The sequence below is a fragment of the Sphingobium phenoxybenzoativorans genome (assembly GCF_018286635.1).
In the GTDB taxonomy this organism is placed as follows: domain Bacteria; phylum Pseudomonadota; class Alphaproteobacteria; order Sphingomonadales; family Sphingomonadaceae; genus Sphingobium; species Sphingobium phenoxybenzoativorans.
Window position 1 is genome coordinate 2,894,901 of the sequence record NZ_CP073910.1, and the last position, 19,961, is coordinate 2,914,861.

General features: G+C 64.2%; 17 protein-coding genes. 9 read left to right on the forward strand and 8 right to left on the reverse strand.

Annotation, left to right across the window (positions count from 1 at the left end):
* Positions 1-13: 13 nt before the first annotated feature.
* The 5 genes from KFK14_RS14445 to KFK14_RS14465 all read left to right on the forward strand — a co-directional run bounded on the left by KFK14_RS14445 (position 14) and on the right by KFK14_RS14465 (position 5,186).
* Entirely contained in the window at positions 14-196 is a 183-nt protein-coding gene (locus KFK14_RS14445) for a hypothetical protein (RefSeq protein ID WP_212611284.1), read from the forward strand.
* A gap of 88 nt (positions 197-284) precedes the next feature.
* A complete protein-coding gene (gene ybaL / locus KFK14_RS14450) occupies positions 285-1,931 on the forward strand; it encodes a YbaL family putative K(+) efflux transporter (protein WP_212608123.1) in 1,647 nt (548 codons plus the stop codon).
* Positions 1,932-1,999: 68 nt separating this feature from the next.
* A complete protein-coding gene (locus KFK14_RS14455) occupies positions 2,000-3,001 on the forward strand; it encodes a ligase-associated DNA damage response exonuclease (RefSeq protein ID WP_212608124.1) in 1,002 nt (333 codons plus the stop codon).
* A gap of 109 nt (positions 3,002-3,110) precedes the next feature.
* The gene (locus tag KFK14_RS14460; protein ID WP_212608125.1) at positions 3,111-4,709 is read left to right on the forward strand and encodes a cisplatin damage response ATP-dependent DNA ligase; all 1,599 of its coding nucleotides are present in this window, start codon (positions 3,111-3,113) and stop codon (positions 4,707-4,709) included.
* A 126-nt stretch (positions 4,710-4,835) separates the two neighbouring features.
* Entirely contained in the window at positions 4,836-5,186 is a 351-nt protein-coding gene (locus KFK14_RS14465) for a GFA family protein (RefSeq protein ID WP_212608126.1), read from the forward strand.
* Between the two features lie 95 nt (positions 5,187-5,281).
* Here the strand turns inward: KFK14_RS14465 and KFK14_RS14470 are convergent, their stop codons facing one another.
* Positions 5,282-6,250: a threonine ammonia-lyase gene (locus tag KFK14_RS14470; protein WP_070155444.1), complete on the reverse strand. Its 969-nt coding sequence runs from the start codon at positions 6,248-6,250 to the stop codon at positions 5,282-5,284.
* Between the two features lie 58 nt (positions 6,251-6,308).
* Here KFK14_RS14470 and KFK14_RS14475 point away from each other — a divergent pair, with 58 nt between their 5' ends.
* From KFK14_RS14475 to KFK14_RS14485, 3 genes are all read left to right on the forward strand, one after another.
* On the forward strand, positions 6,309-7,514 hold the full coding sequence (locus tag KFK14_RS14475) for a saccharopine dehydrogenase family protein (RefSeq protein WP_070155446.1): 1,206 nt from the start codon (positions 6,309-6,311) through the stop codon (positions 7,512-7,514).
* Between the two features lie 136 nt (positions 7,515-7,650).
* Entirely contained in the window at positions 7,651-8,823 is a 1,173-nt protein-coding gene (locus KFK14_RS14480; protein ID WP_070155448.1) for a carboxynorspermidine decarboxylase, read from the forward strand.
* A 137-nt stretch (positions 8,824-8,960) separates the two neighbouring features.
* The gene (locus tag KFK14_RS14485; protein ID WP_070155450.1) at positions 8,961-10,154 is read left to right on the forward strand and encodes a type III PLP-dependent enzyme; all 1,194 of its coding nucleotides are present in this window, start codon (positions 8,961-8,963) and stop codon (positions 10,152-10,154) included.
* 120 nt (positions 10,155-10,274) lie between these two features.
* On the opposite strand, the gene KFK14_RS14490 is transcribed toward KFK14_RS14485, so the two are convergent.
* Together KFK14_RS14490 and KFK14_RS14495 are read right to left on the reverse strand one after the other, a co-directional pair.
* Entirely contained in the window at positions 10,275-11,474 is a 1,200-nt protein-coding gene (locus tag KFK14_RS14490; RefSeq protein WP_212608127.1) for a class I SAM-dependent RNA methyltransferase, read from the reverse strand.
* The gene (locus KFK14_RS14495) at positions 11,471-12,865 is read right to left on the reverse strand and encodes an NAD(P)H-hydrate dehydratase (RefSeq protein ID WP_246524636.1); all 1,395 of its coding nucleotides are present in this window, start codon (positions 12,863-12,865) and stop codon (positions 11,471-11,473) included. The genes KFK14_RS14490 and KFK14_RS14495 overlap by 4 nt, the downstream gene beginning before the upstream one ends.
* Here KFK14_RS14495 and KFK14_RS24050 point away from each other — a divergent pair.
* Positions 12,865-13,185 carry a hypothetical protein gene (locus tag KFK14_RS24050; RefSeq protein ID WP_246524637.1) on the forward strand — a complete coding sequence of 107 codons (321 nt, stop codon included), beginning with the start codon at positions 12,865-12,867 and terminating at the stop codon, positions 13,183-13,185. The two genes, KFK14_RS14495 and KFK14_RS24050, sit on opposite strands and share 1 nt — an antisense overlap.
* Positions 13,186-13,195: 10 nt before the next feature.
* On the opposite strand, the gene ilvD is transcribed toward KFK14_RS24050, so the two are convergent.
* The 5 genes from ilvD to KFK14_RS14520 all read right to left on the reverse strand — a co-directional run bounded on the left by ilvD (position 13,196) and on the right by KFK14_RS14520 (position 19,835).
* On the reverse strand, positions 13,196-14,917 hold the full coding sequence (gene ilvD, locus KFK14_RS14500; protein WP_212608129.1) for a dihydroxy-acid dehydratase: 1,722 nt from the start codon (positions 14,915-14,917) through the stop codon (positions 13,196-13,198).
* 42 nt (positions 14,918-14,959) lie between these two features.
* Positions 14,960-15,676 carry an N-formylglutamate amidohydrolase gene (locus tag KFK14_RS14505; protein ID WP_212608130.1) on the reverse strand — a complete coding sequence of 239 codons (717 nt, stop codon included), beginning with the start codon at positions 15,674-15,676 and terminating at the stop codon, positions 14,960-14,962.
* A complete protein-coding gene (locus tag KFK14_RS14510; protein ID WP_246524638.1) occupies positions 15,673-16,521 on the reverse strand; it encodes a 4-(cytidine 5'-diphospho)-2-C-methyl-D-erythritol kinase in 849 nt (282 codons plus the stop codon). The genes KFK14_RS14505 and KFK14_RS14510 overlap by 4 nt, the downstream gene beginning before the upstream one ends.
* Before the next feature lie 13 nt (positions 16,522-16,534).
* Positions 16,535-18,112 carry a tetratricopeptide repeat protein gene (locus KFK14_RS14515; protein WP_246524639.1) on the reverse strand — a complete coding sequence of 526 codons (1,578 nt, stop codon included), beginning with the start codon at positions 18,110-18,112 and terminating at the stop codon, positions 16,535-16,537.
* Between the two features lie 70 nt (positions 18,113-18,182).
* Complete coding sequence (locus KFK14_RS14520) at positions 18,183-19,835, reverse strand: electron transfer flavoprotein-ubiquinone oxidoreductase (protein ID WP_070155461.1); 1,653 nt, start codon at positions 19,833-19,835, stop codon at positions 18,183-18,185.
* Positions 19,836-19,961 lie beyond the last annotated feature (126 nt).

Here is a 19,961-nt window from a genome sequence, read left to right on the forward strand (position 1 = left end):
CCGCCAATCCTTCATGGCCTGGCTGGCGCGAACGCTGGCGCCGATGGAACGCCATCCGCGCGCGGCCATAGAGCGAGGAATATCCATGATAAGAAAACGCAAGAAACCGCCCTGGTGGTTCATGCCGACCGTGCTGATGGGCATGGCCGGCGCCGCCGGCATCATGGCCGCGTTGGTCACCGTTTCGGCGGAATAGCAAATGCATAACGCCGCCGGGACGGCGCGGGCGTAAGCTGCGCGAAACCGTTCCGGCGGCCCATATTGGAATTAATCCGGGGAAGCCCATGCCGCATTATTCGCCGCTGATCGCCACTATCGTCGCTGGTCTGGTGGTCGCGTTCCTGATGGGCGCGATTGCCCAAAGGCTGAAAATTTCGCCGATCGCGGGCTATTTGCTGGCCGGCATCCTCGTCGGCCCGTTCACGCCGGGTTTTGTCGCCGACACAAAGCTGGCGAACGAACTCGCCGAGATCGGCGTGATCCTGCTGATGTTTGGCGTGGGGCTGCATTTCTCCCTGCGCGACCTGCTGTCCGTCCGGAAGATCGCCATTCCGGGGGCGATTGCGCAGATCGCCGTGGCGACATTGCTCGGCATGGGCCTTGCCTGGCTCATGGGCTGGAACATGCTGTCCGGCTTCGTCTTCGGCCTGGCGCTGTCCGTGGCAAGCACCGTAGTCCTGCTCCGAGCGCTTCAGGCGCGGGACCTGGTGGACACGGAACGGGGCCGCATCGCGGTCGGCTGGCTGATCGTCGAGGATCTTGTGATGGTTCTCGCCCTCGTTCTCCTGCCTGCGCTGGCCGAGATCAGGCATGGCTCCGAGGGCGCGGAGGCGGGCTTTTCCGCCATATTGAAACCTCTCGCAGTCACCATATTCAAGGTTACGGGCTTCCTCGCCCTGATGCTGGTGGTCGGACGGCGCGTCATCCCATCGGCCCTGCACTGGGTCGCACATACCGGATCGCGGGAGCTGTTTCGCCTCGCCGTGCTGGCGATCGCGCTTGGCGTCGCCTTTGGCGCAGCGATGATCTTCGACGTCTCCTTCGCGCTTGGCGCCTTCTTCGCGGGCATGATCCTGGGCGAGACGCCGCTCAGCCGCCGGGCGACGGAGGAAACGCTGCCCCTGCGCGACGCCTTTGCCGTGCTGTTCTTCGTGTCCGTCGGCATGCTGTTCAATCCCGCCATCCTGATGAAGCAGCCTGCGCCCTTGCTGGCCTCCGTCGCCATCATCATGATCGGCAAGTCCGTCGCGGCCTATTTCATCGTCCGCTTCTTCCGGCATTCCAGCCGGGTGGCCCTCACCATCGCCGCCAGCCTGGCCCAGATTGGCGAGTTCTCCTTCATTCTCGCCGCGCTGGGCACCGGTCTCAAGATATTGCCGCCCGACGCCCGTGACCTGATCCTGGCAAGCGCACTGATATCCATCTTCCTCAATCCGTTCCTGTTCTCCTTCGTCACGTCCGCGAAGGAGGAGGATGAGGAACCGGATGAGACAGCCGCGGCGAAGCAACCCGCGCGCAACGACCATATGATCCTCGTCGGCTATGGCCGGGTCGGCAGCATCATCGCGGCGGAACTGCGCAACCGCAGTGGCCATCTGGTCATCATCGAAGACAAGAACGAGCAGGCCAAACGCGCCGTCGAGGATGGATATGAGGTGGTGAAGGGCAACGCCGTGGAGGGGCGCGTCCTGGAGGCGGCCGGTATCGACAGGGCCGGAACGCTGCTTATCGCCATTCCCGAAGGCTATGAGGCCGGCGCGATCTTTCAGCGCGCGATGAAGCTGAACGCCGCCATCCGCGTGATCGCCCGCGCCCATTCCGATGGAGAGGTAGAACATCTCAGGCGGCTGGGTGTGCCCGATGTGGTCATGGGCGAGCGGGAGACCGCTTCGCGCATGCTCGGTATTTCCGCAACCGGCCGGACGGGTTGAACGGCGGCAAGGCGCGGCTTCTTCTCCCCCTTGCGGAACATCCACCCACGGTCCCACATTGATGGGCTATGCCGCCCGCCCCGCACTGGATCGAACCGCACCCAAGCGGCATTTATGTCCGCCCCGCCGACGCCTGGATCGACCCATCCCTTCCCCGCGAACGCGCGCTGGTCACGCACGGCCATGCCGATCATGCGCGCGGCGGCCACGGCCATGTCTGGGCGACGCGAGAGACGCTCGGCATCATGGCGCTGCGCTACGGCACGGCGGAGGGCACGCCGATGGCCTATGGCGAGAGCATCCGCCTGGGCGGCGTGGCCATCAGCTACATCCCCGCCGGCCATGTCCTGGGTTCCGCCCAGATCCTGCTAGAACATGCGGGCGAGCGCGTTGTCGTCACCGGCGATTACAAGCGCCGTCCTGACCCGACCTGCGCGCCGTTCGAAGTCACCCCCTGCGACATCTTCGTCACGGAGGCGACCTTCGGCTTGCCAGTGTTCCGCCATCCCGACACCGGCAGCGAGATCGACCGGTTGCTCGGCGCGCTCCACGCCAATCCGGATCGCTGCGTGCTGGTTGGCGCTTACGCCTTGGGCAAGGCGCAGCGGATCATCTGCGAACTGCGCGGCCGGGGCCACCATGACCCAATCTATATCCACGGGGCGCTCGAACGCATGTGCGCCCTCTATGCGGATTTCGGCATCGAGATGGGCGACCTGCGCCTCGCGACAGGCATCGACGCGAAGGAGATGCGCGGCGCCATCATCATCGCCCCGCCGTCGGCCCTTAACGACCGCTGGAGCCGCCGCCTGCCGGACCCTATCACGGCCATGGCGTCCGGCTGGATGCGCGTCCGCCAGCGCGCGCGGCAGAAGAATGTCGAACTGCCCCTCATCATCTCCGACCATGCCGATTGGGACGAGCTGACCGATACCATAGCCGAGGTCGCCCCTTCCGAAACCTGGGTCACTCACGGCCGCGACGATGCGCTGGTCCACTGGTGCACCATGCGCCAGATGCGCGCCAAGGCGCTGGCGCTAGTGGGGCGTGAAGATGAGGACGAGGGATGAAAGTTGCCGTCTCTCTCAGTGCTCCTGCGAACGCAGGAGCCCAGGGTCTAATGCGCAGCGTCCAGAATACTTGGCTCCTGCGTTCGCAGGAGCACGGGAGGGAGGAACGATGAGGCAATTCTCCCAGCTCCTCGACGGCCTCGTCTACACCCGCTCCCGCAACGGGAAGCTGGACCTGATCGCCGACTATATGCGCACCGCGCCAGATCCCGACCGTGGTTGGGCGCTGGCCGCGCTCACCGGCAATCTCGACCTGAAGGCCGTCAAGGCGTCCGCAATCGGCGATATGATCCGTGAGCGCGTCGATCCCATCCTGTTCGAAATGAGCCGGGACTATGTGGGCGACCTCGCGGAGACCGTCGCCCTGCTCTGGCCCAAGCGCGAGGATCAGCCAGCCGAGATTGATGATGGCTCCCTCACCGTCGGCGCCGTCGTTGAGCGTCTCTCCTCCGTCAGCCGCTCCGGTGCTCCTGCCGCACTTGCCGCCATGATGGACCATCTCGACGCCAGCGGCCGCTTCGCCCTGCTGAAGCTCGCCACCGGCGGACTTCGGGTCGGCATCTCCGCCCGCCTCGCCAAGACCGGCCTCGCCCAAGCGTTCGGCCTCGATATAGACGAGGTTGAGGAGGTCTGGCACGCCCTCACCCCGCCCTATGCGGCCCTGTTCGGCTGGGCGGAGGGACGCGGCGACCGCCCGGACCCTGCGGGCACGCCCTTCTTCCGCCCCTTCATGCTCGCCCATCCACTGGAGGACGGCACGGTCGACCTGGCCGACTATGCCGCCGAATGGAAATGGGACGGCATCCGCGTCCAGATCGTCGGCACGGGCAAGGAAACCCGCCTCTACAGCCGCGCCGGAGACGACATCACCGGCAGTTTTCCGGAAATTGCAGAGGCTTTCTCTGGCCATGCCGTGCTGGACGGCGAACTGCTGGTGAAGGGCGAGGTTCAGGGTGCGGAACAGCACGGCGGGTCCGCCGCCAGCTTCAACGCCCTGCAGCAACGCCTCGGCCGCAAGACCGTCTCGGCAAAGATGCTGGGCGACTATCCCGCCTTCGTCCGCCTCTACGACCTCTTGCTGGACGGCGAGGAGGATCTGCGCGCGCTGGGCTGGACCGAGCGCCGCGCCCGCCTGGAAGCCTTCATGACGTCACTCGATCCGGCCCGCTTCGATATCTCCGCCATCATCGACGCCCCGGATTTCGAGGCCCTGGGCGACATTCGCGCCGGCGCGCGCGAAGCCGCCATCGAGGGCGTGATGCTCAAGCGCCGGGACAGTCCCTATGTCGCGGGCCGTCGCACGGGCCTTTGGTACAAATGGAAGCGCGACCCGCTCACCGCCGACTGCGTGATGATGTACGCCCAGCGCGGTCATGGGAAACGCTCCTCCTTCTATTCCGACTATACCTTCGGTTGCTGGAATGCGGAGGGCGAACTGCTACCCGTCGGCAAGGCCTATTCGGGCTTCACAGACGAGGAGCTGAAGTGGCTGGACCGCTTCGTGCGGACCAACACAATCAAGACCTTTGGCCCGGTGCGCGAGGTAGAAAAGACGCTGGTGCTGGAAGTCGCTTTCGATTCCATCCACCAGAGCAAGCGCCACAAATCCGGCCTCGCCATGCGCTTCCCCCGCATCTCCCGCATCCGCCGCGACAAACCGGCGGCGGAGGCGGACGTGATCGAGACGCTGGAACGGATGATCAGCTAGGATATTGTCTCGGTATCGCCTCTCGCCTCCGTTCGTTTCGAGCGCAGTCGAGAAACAGGCGCGCGGTTTCTCGACTGCGCTCGAAACGAACGGCTATATTTGCCCAGCCATATGGGAGACAGAAACATGCCCTACGAAGGAAGCTGCCACTGCGGCAAGGTGATGTTCAGCGTGGACGCAGACCCGCCCTTGGAGGCCATGACCTGCAACTGCTCGCACTGTTCGCGCAAGGGCTTCGTCCTGACCTTCGTGCCCGCCGCTCAGTTCACCCTGAAAAGCGGGGCTGACGCGCTCGGCAGCTACGCATTCTATAAGCACAAGATCAACCATCAATTCTGCACCACCTGCGGAACCCAGGCTTTTGCAGCCAGCGCGATGCCAGACGGCACGGAGATGCGCGCGGTTAATCTGCGCTGCGTGCCGGAAGTCGATATCGACACGCTGAAAATCACAAAGGTCGACGGCGCAAGTTTTTGAGAGATTCCCATTTCGTGTTCCTGCGAAGGCAGGAACCCAGTTCCAGCGTTTGATCTGGACTCCTGCCTTCGCAGGAGCACAAGAGCTGGCTCAAACTAGGTCTCTGTCATCGCCCGGAACCGCCCCGGATCGACATTCCTCCCGGACAGCAGCACCGCCATCCCCTCGACCGGCGCGACCTTCCCCGCGACTACGGCCGCCAGCGCGACCGCCCCGCCTGGCTCCAGCACCAGCCCAAGCTGCGTCATCGCCAACCGCATCGCCGCGCCGATCTCCGCCTCGGTCACGCTGACGCCCACGGCGCCCCGGCCCTGCAATATCCCGAAGGTCAGCGGCGCAACCCGCACCGTCTGCAATGCATCGCAGCTTGTGAAAGGCGGATTTGGCCCGACCGGTACAATCTCTCCCGCACGGAGCGACTCGCCCATATCGGCCCAGCCCTCCGGCTCCACGGCCGTCACCTGCGCCTCCGGCAGTGCCAGCGCGCATCCGCTCGCCAGCCCGCCGCCGCCGCAGGGGATCACAAGGCGGCTTAGCGCCCCGCCCGGCATCTGCGCGCCAATCTCGATTCCCGCGCTCCCCTGCCCCTCGATCACCCAGGGATCGTCGAAGCTCGGCACCAGCACAGCGCCCTTTTCCGCCGCCAGCCGCCCCGCAATCTCCTCCCGGCTTTCGGTCATCCGGTCGTAGGTCACGACCATAGCCCCGAGCGCAATCGTCGAGGCCATTTTCGCGGCGGGCGCGTCTGCAGGCATCACAATCGTCGCCGGCACACCCAGCCGCCTCGCCGCCCAGGCAACGCCCTGCGCATGATTGCCGGAGGAGAAGGCAACGACGCCCGCCTGCCGCTCCTCATCACTCAGGTCAGACAGCCGGTGCCATGCGCCCCGTATCTTGAACGCGCCGATCGGTTGCAGGCATTCCGCCTTGCACCAGATCGTCACCCCGCCAATGTCCAGCGGCAGCAGAGGCGTCGGCGGCAGGATCGCAGCGATTTTTACCGCTGCGCGTTCCACCCCTTGCCTATCGGGGATACGCGCTACACTCTGACTTTGCGCTGTCATGTCACATCCCTATATGGGCGCTTTCGCGCGTCGCGCGGGTCAAGCATGGAGATTGGAATTGAGCAAGGTCCTTGTCATCGGTGCGGGCGGCGTCGGGTCGGTAGCGGTCCACAAGATGGCCATGAATCCTGACATTTTCAGCGACATCACCCTCGCCAGCCGTCGTGTCGCTAAGTGCGACGCCGTCGCCGAATCGGTGAAGGCGCGGACAGGAGTGGTGATCTCGACGGCGCAGGTTGACGCCGACAATGTCGAGGAAACCGCCGCTCTGATCGCGAAGGTGAAGCCGAAACTCGTCGTGAACCTCGCCCTTCCCTATCAGGACCTGTCCATCATGGACGCCTGCCTCAAGACCGGCGTGCACTATATGGACACCGCCAATTACGAGCCGCGCGACGAGGCGAAGTTCGAATATGGCTGGCAATGGGCCTATCAGGACCGTTTCAAGGAAGCAGGCCTGATGGCCCTGCTCGGCTCCGGCTTCGATCCCGGCGTCACCAGCGTTTTCGCCACCTATATCAAGAAGCATCTGCTCGACAGCATCGACACGCTCGATATTCTCGACTGCAATGGCGGCGACCATGGCCAGCATTTCGCCACCAACTTCAACCCGGAAATCAACATCCGCGAAGTCACCGCCCCCTCGCGCCACTGGGCGGACGGCGAATGGGTCGAGGGGCCTGCGCTCAGCCACAAGCAGCCCTTCCTGTTCGATCAGGTGGGTGAGAAGAACATGTACCTCATGTATCATGAGGAACTGGAGAGCCTCGCCAAATTCATGCCCGAAATCAAACGCATCCGTTTCTGGATGACCTTCGGCGACGCCTATCTCAAGCATCTGGAGGTGCTGCAGAATGTCGGCATGACCCGCATCGATCCGGTCATGTATGAAGGCCGGGAGATCATCCCGCTGCAGTTCCTGAAAGCCGTGCTGCCGGAGCCTGCGTCGCTTGGCGTCACGACGAAAGGCAAGACCAATATCGGCGACATCGCAACGGGCATGAAGGATGGCAAGCAGAAGACCGTCTATGTCTACAATGTCTGCGACCATGAGGATGCCTATGCCGAAACCGGCAACCAGGCGGTCAGCTACACCACCGGCGTCCCGGCGATGATCGGCGCTGCAATGGTGCTGACCGGCGCATGGTCGGGTGCGGGCGTATTCAATATCGAGCAGTTCGATCCCGATCCCTTCATGGATATGCTGAACAAGCACGGCCTGCCCTGGCAGTTGAAGGAACTGGACGCGCCGCTGGATTTCTGACGGCCGCAAAAAAGCGGAACACCCAATAAGCCGTTCGCCCTGAGCGAAGTCGAAGGGTACGCCTGAGCAATAGCGAAGGCATCTCACTACGTTCGATGAAGGGCTTCGACTTCGCTCAGCCCGGACGGAGGCAATAATGGAAACCAGAGCTGGCGACCCCGGCGCATTCGCGCGCTTCGACCTGTACCGCGTCCCCTCACCCGCCTTCGTGGTCGATGAGGCGGCGATCCGCCGCAACCTCGCCGTGCTCAAAGACGTTCGCGACCGCTCCGGCGCGAAGGTGCTGGGCGCGCTCAAGGCCTTCTCCATGTGGTCGCTGGGCGGGGTAGTGGGCGAATATCTCGACGGCGTCTGCGCCTCCGGCCTCTATGAGGCGCGCCTCGCCGATGAGGAATATCGCGGCGAGATCGCCACCTATTGCGCCGGATACAAGGCGGAGGACCTGCCCGAAATCCTGCGCATTTCCGATCATGTCATCTTCAACAGCCCCGGCCAGATCGCCCGTTTCCGTCCGCAGATCGACGCCGCCCGCGCGGCGGGCCATGCGTTCGACATCGGCCTGCGCATCAACCCGCTGCATGCAGAGGGAGAGGTAGCGAAATATGACCCCTGCCAGCCGCACAGCCGCCTTGGCTTCCCGATCACGCAATTGAAGCCGGAGCATCTTGCGGGCGTATCCGGCCTGCACTTCCATTCGCTGTGCGAGCAGGACTTCGCGCCGCTCCAGCGCACCTGGGCCGCGATCGAATCGCTGATCGCCCCGCATTATGCTCAGCTCAAATGGCTGAACATGGGCGGCGGCCATCACATCACCCGCGCGGATTATCAGCGCGACGATCTTGTTGAATTTATCCGGCAAATCCGTCTCAAATCGGGACTGGAGCTTTATATCGAACCCGGCGAGGCGATGGCGCTCGACGGCGGCATCCTGGTCGGAGAGATTCTCGACGTCATCGACAACGGAATGCCCGTCGCCATCACCGACATCTCGGCCACCTGCCACATGCCGGACGTCATAGAGGCCCCTTACAGGCCCGCCATGCTGCATGAGCCTCTGGATGGCCCAGCGACCCGTCTTGGCGGCCCTTCCTGCCTCGCAGGCGATATTATCGGCGATTATCGCGTTCCCGGCACGGCCGAACCGGGCGCGCGGATCGCTTTCCTCGATCAGGCGCATTACTCGATGGTCAAGACGACCATGTTCAACGGCGTCCCCCTTCCCGGCATCTGGCTGTGGAACAGCGACACCGATGCGCTTCGGGAGGTTCGCCGCTTTGGCTATGAGGATTTCAAGCACCGCCTTTCATGACATTTTTATGACACACTATTTTTACGCAGCCGCTTTACAGGACCCCCCCTTACTCATATATCGCACGTCCGCTGCCCCATGGGACTTCCACCGCAAGGCAGCTTATTTCTGCTGAACGACACTGGAGGTCCCTTGAATTGTACGAGCATCCCAGCGCGCTGGGGGTAGCAATTGCCCTCAAACCGGCAGCACCGGTAACGCTTATTCGCCCGCAGGCAGCCGCCCGCGCCGCCCGATTCTTCGTTGAGAAGTTTCCGGGGCGCTCGCTCTATGCCGTGAAGGCCAACCCGTCGCCGGAACTTCTCCGGACGCTCTGGGACAGCGGAATCACGCATTACGACGTCGCGTCGATCGCAGAGGTCCGACTCGTCGCCCGCACCCTGCCGGAAGCCAAGCTGTGCTTCATGCATCCGGTGAAGGCCGAGGAAGCGATCTTCGAGGCCTATCACACGCATGGCGTGCGCACCTTCTCGCTCGACACGATCGACGAGCTGGAAAAGATCATGCGCGCCACCGGCGACGCCACCGATCTGGAACTGTGCGTCCGCATCCGTGTCTCTTCTGAATATTCGGAGCTGAGCCTCGCGTCGAAATTCGGCGCGGAGATTGGCGAGACCAAGGAACTGCTGATGGCGACCCGCCAGGCGGCCGATGCCCTGGGCATCTGCTTCCATGTCGGCAGCCAGGCAATGACGCCCCACGCCTATACCCAGGCGATCGAGCGCGTGCGCGCCGCGATCGTCGAGGCGGCGGTCACGGTCGACATCATCGATGTCGGCGGCGGCTTCCCGTCCATTTATCCGGGCATGGAGCCTCCGGCGCTGGAACTGTATTTCGACGCGATCCATCGCGGCTTCGAAAGCCTGCCGGTGTCCTATTCGTCGGAACTGTGGTGCGAGCCGGGCCGGGCGCTGTCGGCGGAATATTCCTCGCTGATCGTGCGCGTCGAGCGCCGCCGCGGCGATGAGCTCTACATCAATGACGGCGCCTATGGCGCGCTGTTCGACGCCGCGCACATCGGCTGGCGTTTCCCCGTTGCGCTCCTGCGCGAACAGGAGAGCGAAGCGGAGATGAAGGGCTTCAGCTTCTACGGCCCGACCTGCGACGATATGGATCATATGGTCGGCCCGTTCATGCTGCCGGACGACGTCCAAGCGGGCGATTATATCGAGATCGGCATGCTCGGCGCCTATGGCTGCGCGATGCGGACCGGCTTCAACGGCTTCTCGTCGGAAACGGTGGTCGAGCTTGACGACGAGCCGATGGCCAGCCTTTACCGCGAGGAGGTCGAAACCCCGCGCCGCGCCAATGTGGTGAAGCTGGGGCAGTAAGCGCCTTTATCCGTTCGCCCTGAGCGAAGTCGAAGGGTTCAGCCGAACGGAGTGAGGCACTTCGCTTCGCTCAGCGGAAGGCTTCGACAAGCTCAGCCCGAACGGACCAAGTGCGCCTTCTTACCGTCGGAATATCCCGGCCAGTTCCACATGGGTCGACCATCGGAACTGGCCGACCGGCTTTACGCTCTCCAGCCGGTATCCACCTTCAATCAGCGTGACAGCATCGCGCGCGAAACTTCCGGGATTACAGGAAATATAGCCGATGACCGGCACCTTGCTCCGCGCGAGCTGCGCCGCCTGCTCCCGCGCGCCCGCTCTTGGCGGGTCGAGAATGATCGCGCCGAAGCGGTTCAGCTCATCGGGAGACAAGGGCCGCCGGAACAGATCGCGATGATCCGCCGCCAGCTTCCGCCCGCTCCGCCCTGCTGAGGCCTTGAGCGCCAGCACCAGATCCCGCCCCGCCTCCGCCGCATAGACAGCCTTTCCCGCGCCGAGCGTCAGCGCAAAGGTGCCAAGCCCGCAGAACAAATCGGCAAAGGCGGCAACGCCCTCCACCGCAGGTCTTACGGCATCGGCCAGCACAGCTTCCCCATCCGCTGTCGCCTGCAGGAAGGCGTAGGGCGGAAAGGCCACAGCCACGCCGCCAAAGCTCACTGTCACTGGCTCCGGCTCCCAGCAGGCTTGCGGCCCATAACCGTCATCCAAAGTCAGCCGCGCCAGCCCATGCGCCCGCGCAAACTCCGTCAGCGCCTCCCGCGCCGCCAGCCCCTCCGCCGTCACCCCCTCCAGCAGCAGGTCGACGCCTTGATCGGTCAGGCTCATCCGCACATGCGCAGCGCTCCTCTCGGCTATCATCGACCCCAGCAACCCGCGCAGCGGCGCCACCAGCACGAACAGGCGAGGATGGAGGATGCAGCACATCTCCATGTCAACTATCCGGTGGCTGCCTTCCTCTGCGAAGCCAAGCACCACATGTTTGCCCATCCGCATCGCGCGCAGCGACGCCCTGCGCCGCGTTTCAGGCGGCGAGACATGGGCGGGCAGCACGGTCCCGGCGGCCACCCCCTGCCCCGCCAGCGCGCCCGCCACACGGTCGGACACATAGCGGGCATAGGCGTCGTCGCCGACATGCTGGAGTTGGCATCCGCCGCATTCGGGAAAATGGCGGCAAGGCGGCTCGACATGCTCCGGCCCGTGGATCAGCGCGCCATCCTCGGCTATCCGGTCGCCCGGCGCACTCAGCGGCATATGCCGCCCATCGGCAGTCACGCCATCGCCCTTCGCGGCAATGCGCACGATCAATCCGGTATCGCTCATTGCGTTCGCGCTGCCACAGCCGCCGGAATATGCGCAATCAGATCGTCTGCGATGAAAGCCGCGCCGGCACGCCGCGCCGCCTCGCCATGCAGCCAGACGGCTTCGCACGCCGCCAGAAATGGGTCGCCCGTCACAGCCAGCCGGGCCGCGCAGATCCCCGCCAGCACATCGCCGGTCCCTGCCGTCGACAACCAGGGCGAACCTCCGTGCCATACAGCAATGCGTCCATCGGCCGATGCTATCGCCGTATCCGGCCCCTTATAGACGACTACACCTCCCATGCGCCGCGCGGCCTCCCGCGCGCGATCGATCTTGTTCCCGGTAATCTCGCCGAACAATCGGGAGAACTCCCCTTCATGCGGCGTGATGATCGTTCCGACAGGCAGCATGTCCGGGGCGGCCTCGAGCAGAGTGATCCCATCGGCATCCACCACCAACGGATGCCCCGCCGTCACTGCAGCGCTCAGCCGCTTCCTCGCCTCGTCCGATCTGCCAAGCCCCGGCCCAACAAGCACGGAGGCAATCCGCTCATCTTGCAGCGCCTTCGTCACCGCTCCTGCATCGGGGGCCGTGACCATGATGACGGCGTTGGGCAGGCGGCTGGTCGGTTCCGGTGCCAGGTGCCGGACACAGCCGGCCCCGGCATGCGCCGCTGCGGTAGCGGCAAGGATGCCCGCTCCCGCCATTGTCCCCGCCACAATATCCACCAGACCGCGCGTATATTTATGCGCATCAGGCGCAGGCTCGGCCAGATCGGGCGGCGTTAGCAGGAACGCCTTGGCGTCATTTGCCCCAATACCAATGTCGGCACATATCAGCCGCGCGAAAGTCCCTGCCGCAGGCTGCAGCACATGCGCCGGTTTCAACGCGCCCAGGGCAATGCAAAGATCAAAACGGGGCACAGGCGACAGCAGCACGCCGCCATCCGTATCCACGCCGCTCGGCACATCGATGGCGTAGCTCCGCTCTGCCGCATCGACCAGTTCGCCCAGTCGCTGCGCCAATGCGCCGTCCAGTCCCCGCGCCAGGCCAATGCCGAACAGGGCGTCGACAATCTGCGTGGCGGGAGCGGCATCGGCGATATTCTCGACCGGCCCGGCCCACGCCCGCCGCGCTTTTTGCGAAGAGTCCGTCTTGCTCTCGCCGGTCGCCGCCACCCGCACAGGAACGCCCCGCGCCTTCAGCAGCCGGGCGATCACGAACCCGTCCCCGCCATTATTCCCCGGGCCGCACAGCACCAGCGTGTCGCGTACGCCTCCCGCACGCCATATAACGTCCGCCGCCGCAGCGCCCGCCGTCTCCATCAGCGCATAGGGCGCGACGCCGCTATCGAATATGGCCTGCTCGGCCGCGCGCATTTCCTCTGCCGTCAGGATCGCCGCGCCACTCAATGCGCTATTTCCTTGGTAGCCTGCGGACCGGGCAGGAGATAGCGATCTCCTTCGACAGCAACCTCCATCTGCCCATTGCCTGCATCCGCGGTGACGGCGGCGAAGGCTCCGTCGGCGGCATCCCATACGCCCGCCACGCTGCGCAACCGCCTGAAACCGCCATCCGGTTGGCGAATGGTGAGCAATGGTCCCGCTTCGTCATGCCCGCGCTCTACGGCGCACACGGGAGCCATCTCGCTCCCCGCGCCTATGGCGCATGCGATGGCCTCACCTTCCGCCTTGCCACTCCCGTCAGCCTGACAGGCGGACAGCAACAGTAGGAGCAGAGTTTTAGATATCCGCGAATACATGGGTTTCGGCCTTGGCCCCAGGGTGCGTCACCGCCCCCTTATAGGCCGGACCGACATTCTGCGCATAGCGCCACAATGCGCCGGATTGATAGTCGTTCGTGCGGGGCGTCCACGCCTTGCGGCGCTCGGCCAGCACGGCCTCGTCCACCAGAAGGTCGATTGTGCCCGCCTCGGCGTCGATGGCGATCCGGTCGCCATTCTCGACCAGCGCGATCGGTCCGCCCTCGGCCGCTTCCGGCCCGACATGACCGATGCAGAAGCCGCGCGTGCCGCCGGAAAAGCGTCCATCAGTGATCAGCGCCACCTTCTCGCCCAGTCCCTGGCCGTAGAGCGCCGCCGTCGTCGCCAGCATTTCGCGCATGCCAGGTCCACCCTTGGGACCTTCATAGCGGATGACGACGACATCACCGTCGCCGATTTGCTGCGCCTCGACCGCTGCGAAGGCGTCCTCCTCGCGCTCGAACACCTTGGCGGTGCCGGTGAATTGCAGCCTGTGCATGCCAGCAACCTTCACGATTGCGCCATTGGGCGCCAGCGATCCCTTCAGGCCCACGACACCGCCTGTGGGCGTGATCGGCGTCTTTACGTCGTAGATGACCTTCTGATCCGGGTTCCAGGTAACCTCATCGATATTCTCGGCCAGCGTCTTGCCGGTCACCGTCAAGCAATCGCCATGCAGCATGCCATTTTGATGCATAGTCTTCATCAGCATGTAGATGCCGCCCGCCTCATACATGTCCTTGGCGACATATTGGCCGCCCGGCTTCAAGTCGGCGATATAGGGCGTGGTCTTGAATATCTCGGCAACGTCGAACAGGTCGAAATCAATGCCGCATTCATGCGCCATCGCGGGCAGGTGGAGTGCGCCATTGGTCGATCCGCCGGTTGCCGCCACGATCCGCGCCGCATTCTCGAACGCTTCCCGCGTGCAGATATCGCGCGGGCGGATATTGCGGGCGATCAGTTCCATCACCTGCTTGCCGGCGGCAACCGCGATTTCTTCACGACTCTTGTAAGGAGCGGGCGTCATATTGCTGTTTGGTAAGGACAATCCAATCGCTTCGGCGACGCAGGCCATGGTGTTGGCGGTATATTGCCCACCGCATGCGCCATGACCGGGGCAGGCCGCCTTTTCGATCGCCGTGACTTCCGACAAGGGACAGTTCCCGGCGGCGTAACGGCCCACAACTTCGAACACGTCGATGACGGTCAGGTCACGTTCCTGATAGCGCCCCGGCAGGATCGACCCACCATAGACAAAGATGGATGGCACGTTCAGACGCAGCATCGCCATCATCATGCCCGGCAGCGACTTGTCGCATCCGGCAAAGGTGACGAGCGCATCATAACAATGGCCACGCACGGAAAGCTCAACCGAGTCCGCAATGACTTCGCGGCTGACGAGCGAGCTTTTCATCCCCTGATGGCCCATGGCAATGCCGTCGGTCACGGTGATGGTGTTGAACCGGCGCGGCATGCCGCCCGCCGCATTCACGCCCTCGCGGCAGAAATCCGCCTGCATGTCCAGCGTCGTGTTGCAGGGCGCGCTGTCATTGCCCGCGGATGCGATGCCCACGAACGGCCGGGCGATTTCTTCTTCGGTCAGGCCCATGGCATAATAATAGCTGCGCTGGGGCGCGCGCTCCGGCCCGACCGAAACATAGCGGCTGGGCAGCTTCGACTTGTCAAATCTCTGAGTCATCGGAATCCTTCTTTCGGGCGCGCTTTCCCAGAATTGCACCCGTTACGCAAGTATGTTGCGGCATTCGATCAAAATTAATTTTAATATTTCAGAGAAGCGCTGCTGACCACCCGCGTCAGACACCAGATCCTGCCGCATTTCGACGCCCAGATAAGGGATGCCGTTCGCTTCCCCGTGCCGGTTCATCGTCGCATTCAACGTCTTGCCGGAATAGGGCAATTGATCACCAACATTCAGCCCTGCCGCCTCCAGCATCGGGATGGCAATCCGCGCCGCCCGGTCGTCCTCATTATAAAGGATGCCGATGTCCCAAGGGCGCTTCTCGTCCGGCTTGCTGGCGAGGCTAGGCGTGAAACTGTGCAGCGACAGGATGAAGGGTGACGTCATGCCGCCAAGCAATCGCCCCACTTCATGATGATAGGGGTGGTGAAAACGGATCATCCGCTCGGCAAGGTCTGCGGCCCGGTTGCCTGGAATGGCATGCCCGTCGCTCATCACCGGCAACAGCCCTGGCGCGTCATCCTCGCGGTTGAGATCAATCACCAGGCGCGAGACGCCGCCCAATATCGCCGTGCAGCCAAGCCCGGCCACCAGCAGCGCGCCGACCTCCGCCACACCGATATCGATGGCGACATGCGCGTCGAGCAGAGCCGGATCGATCCCCAGGTCGATATCGCCGGGCACCTTGTTCGACGCATGGTCGCCGATGATCAAAATCTGCGTGTCGCCGCCCCGCAATATTGTGAAGGCCTCGCTCATTCGCCTCTTATCCTTGTCGCCATGATCCACCATCGGGGATGATCCGTCCCGATCCGCGCCGCCGCCTCGTCCCGCGCGGCGGCATCGGCGAACAATGCGAAGCAGGTCGCGCCGGACCCGGACATGCGCGCGAGGGAGAGACCGGCGCAGCCCTTCAGCGCGCCAATCACCTCCCCGATCTCCGGGACCAGGGCAATGGCGGGCGGCTGCAGGTCGTTGCGGCCTTCACCGGCAATCGCGTCCAGGCGTGAGGCGTCAAGCGCGCCTCTGTCTACACCGTCCCACCCCCGGAACACCGGCCCGGTGGACAGCGCGACCCCTGGGTTGACCAGCAACAGCGGCGCGCCAGCCAGCCCCGGCAAATCGCGCACATCCAGCGCCTCGCCCCTTCCCGTGCCGACCAAGGTCCGGCTGACAAGACAGGCGGGCACATCCGACCCAAGCGGATCGGCGATCGCCAGCAAGGCGTCCCGCCCCGAACCAAGGCCCCACAAACGATCCAGCAGCCGGAGCGCGGCCGCAGCGTCCGCCGACCCGCCGCCAATACCCGAAGCAATGGGCAGGTTCTTTGTCAGGCGGATATCCGCGCCATTACCCGTCCCGCTCGCCGACTTCAGCGCCAGCGCGGCCTGCACGACCAGATTGCCCGCCCCTGCCTCAAGCCCCTGCGCGAACGGCCCGTCGATGGAAAGATGGATCGCCCCGTCATCGCGCGCCGACGCCCGCAACAGGTCGCCATCCTCGGCAAAGGCGAACAGGCTTTCCAGCTCATGAAATCCATCCGGCCGCCTGTTGCGGACATGCAGCGCCAGGTTGATCTTGGCGTAGGCTTTTTCTTCAATCACGCCCGCAATCGCCTCAATAGGCCGCGTCGCGCGGATTGAGCCCCTCGCGCATCTTCTGCGCGATCCGCTCCGCATCCGGGGCATCGGCAAAGGTGCTCGCCGCGGACCAGGCATAGCGCGCCTCGAAACGCCGCCCGACCACCCAGAGCACATCGCCCAGATGCTCGTTGATGGTCACATCGTCCGGCGCGGCTTCGGCCGCTCTCTGCAATACCGGCACTGCGCCCTGCGGATCGCCTGCCTTGTAGCGGCCCCACCCAAGGGAGTCCGTGATGGAGGGATCGTCCGGCTTCAACCGGCTGGCTTTTTCCAGCAGCGCCAGCGCCGCCTCGACATTCTGCCCCCGTTCGACCTGCGCATAGCCAAGATAGTTCAGCACCGCGGCTTCCTCCGGCGCAAGCGCCGCCGCCTTCTCCAGCGCCGCCTTGCCTTCCACCCACCGGCCGCCGCGCTCCAGTGCGCTGCCCTCCAGCAGATACAGGCTCCACGGCATGCCGCCCGCCGGATAGCGCGCCTTTGCCGCCCGGTAGGCGTCGACCGCGGCATCATATTGCTTGCCGTCAGCCAGGATATTGGCGAGCCGGATCTGTTCCGCCGCTCCCGCATCGGGCCGGGCGGCGATCTGCCGGGCCAGCGCGACCGCCGTTTCCTGGTCGCCACGCGCGACAAGGGCCGTCACCCGCACTTCCTGCGCCGCCAGATAGAAGGGGCTTTTCGCGGACACTTTTTCCGCTTCCATCAGCGCGCTGTCAGGGTGCCGCTGAATGACGAGCTGCCGGGCGACACCCGCGCGATATTCCGCATTCGCCGGGTCAGCGAAGCTCGCAAACCGCAGCAATACCAGTGAGATCGCGCGAGAATCCGTTGTCGAAAGATCTTCGCCCAGCCGCCCCAGCAACCGGCCAAACCCTTCCGCCGGCGTGATCGGCGGCACAGGGCGCCGCTTGCCCTGCCCTATTTCCTTCCGGACGCTTGCAACACCCGGCAATGTGGCGGGCAGCAGGGCCAGCGCCTCATTCTTCCGCCCTTGCGCAGCCAGCCGCGTCGCAAATGCCAATCGCATGCTCGCCGCAACCCCGCCGGACGTAACCAGCGCATGGCCGATAACCGGCATGGCCGCATCCGTCCGCCCTTGGGAAAGCAATTGAAGCGCCTTATGCTCATCGACATAGCGCTGGGTGAGTGCGCCCAGCCGTCCATCCGGCCCGGCCGAAGGCGCCGCATAAGAGCCGCTGGCTGTGGATATCCAGCTATCCAGGATCGGCGCGAGAAAGGCGAAATTATCTTCTTTGACCAGTCGCCGCGACAGCAGCCGCGCGGTCGCCCAATCCTTGCGATCCAGCGCATCGACCGTCATCAGCAGCGTGCCGTCCTTCGGCAGCGCGTTGGCGCGGTCCAGAATATAGGCTGACGACAGCGCCAGCTTCTTGTCACCGCTCTCGATCGCCTGCCGGTAGGAGCGCAGCGCCACCACCTTGCTGGACGGATCATTGGCCAGCGCCTGCCGGTAGCTGCTGACGGCCAGGTCCAGCGCGCCCTCCCCATCGGCTAGCCGCGCCCGCGCATAGGCGTTCAGCGCCGGGGTATCCACGTTCGCGCCAGCCGCCACGGGGTGCAGGCTTGCAGCCAGCAGCGGCAGGACGATCGAACGTGGCGGGCGCTTACATATTGGGATAATTCGGTCCTCCGCCGCCCTCCGGCACCACCCAGTTGATGTTCTGCGTGGGGTCTTTGATGTCGCACGTCTTGCAGTGCACGCAATTCTGCGCGTTGATCTGGAATCGCGGTGCGCCTTCGTCAAGGCCCACGACCTCATAAACCCCCGCCGGGCAATAACGCTGCGCTGGTTCGTCGAATACCGGCAGGTTATAGTCGATGGGGATCGCCGGGTCCTTGAGCTGCAGGTGGACCGGCTGATCCTCCTCATGATTTGTGTTGCTCAGGAACACGGATGACAGGCGGTCGAAACTGATCTTACCGTCCGGCTTGGGATAGTCGATCTTGGCGCAATGCTCCTTGCGCCACAGCTTCTCATTGTCCGGCTTGTGCTTCAGCGTGAAGGGCAGGCCGATCTTCAGCGTGCGCATCCACATGTCGATGCCCGCGATCAGCGTGCCGATGGTGTTGCCGAACTTCGACAGCGCCGGCTCCGCATTACGAACCAGCTTCAGCTCTTCGGCGATCCAGCTCTCGCGCACCGCGCTGCCATAGGCGGTCAGCTCGTCGCTCGTCCGGTCAGCCAATATGGCGGAGAAAGCCGCCTCGGCCGCCAGGATTCCCGACTTCATCGCCGTATGCGTGCCCTTGATGCGCGGCACATTGACGAAGCCCGCCGAACATCCGATCAGCGCGCCGCCGGGGAATTCCAGCTTCGGCACGGACTGCCAGCCGCCTTCGTTGATCGCGCGCGCGCCATAAGATACGCGGCGGCCGCCCTCCAGATATTGCCGGATCGCCGGATGCTGCTTCCAGCGCTGAAATTCCTCAAACGGATAAAGGTGCGGGTTGCGGTATCCCAGCCCGACCACAAAGCCCAAAGCCACCTGCCCATTGGCCTGATGATAGAGAAAACCGCCGCCATATGCGTCCGTTAGCGGCCACCCTTGCGTATGGATGACAAGTCCCGGCTGATGCTTGTCCGGGTCAATATCCCACAATTCCTTCATGCCCAGGCCATAGACCTGCGGCTCGCAATCAGCATCCAGCGCGAACTGGCGCTTGAGGATTTTGGTCAGGTGCCCCCGCGCGCCTTCCGCGAAGAAGGTGTAGCGGGCGTGCAGCTCCAGCCCAGGCTGCCAGTCGCCCTTCTTCTCGCCATCGCGGGCAATACCCATGTCGCCCGTTGCAACGCCCTTCACCGACCCGTCCTCATTATAGAGGATTTCTGCGGCGGCGAAGCCGGGGAATATCTCCACGCCCAGCCCTTCCGCCTGCTCGCCCAGCCAGCGGCACAGATTGCCCAGCGACCCGGTATAGGTGCCCTTATTGTGCATGAAGCCGGGCGTCATGATGTGCGGCATCGAAAACTGCTTGGTTTTCGTCAAAATCCAGTGCCGGTTGTCCGTCACCGGCACTTCCGCCAGCGGGCAGCCCTGCTCACGCCAATCGGGGATCAGCTCGTCCAGCGCCTTGGGGTCGATCACCGCGCCGGACAGGATATGGGCGCCGATTTCCGACCCCTTCTCCAGCACGCAGACGGACAATTCGCTGCCTGCCTCGTTCGCCAGTTGCTTCAACCGGATCGCTGCGGACAATCCGGCCGGTCCGCCGCCCACGATGACGATGTCATAGGGCATTGATTCCCGGTCGCTCATAATTCCTCCTCCTCACGACCGGCGGCATGCACGCCCCCCTGGTCAGCATGTCCGGTCATCGCACCCATCTAACGGTTTGACAGATTGGGCGATGACCATTCTTGACCCCCTCGTCAACCTCTGACC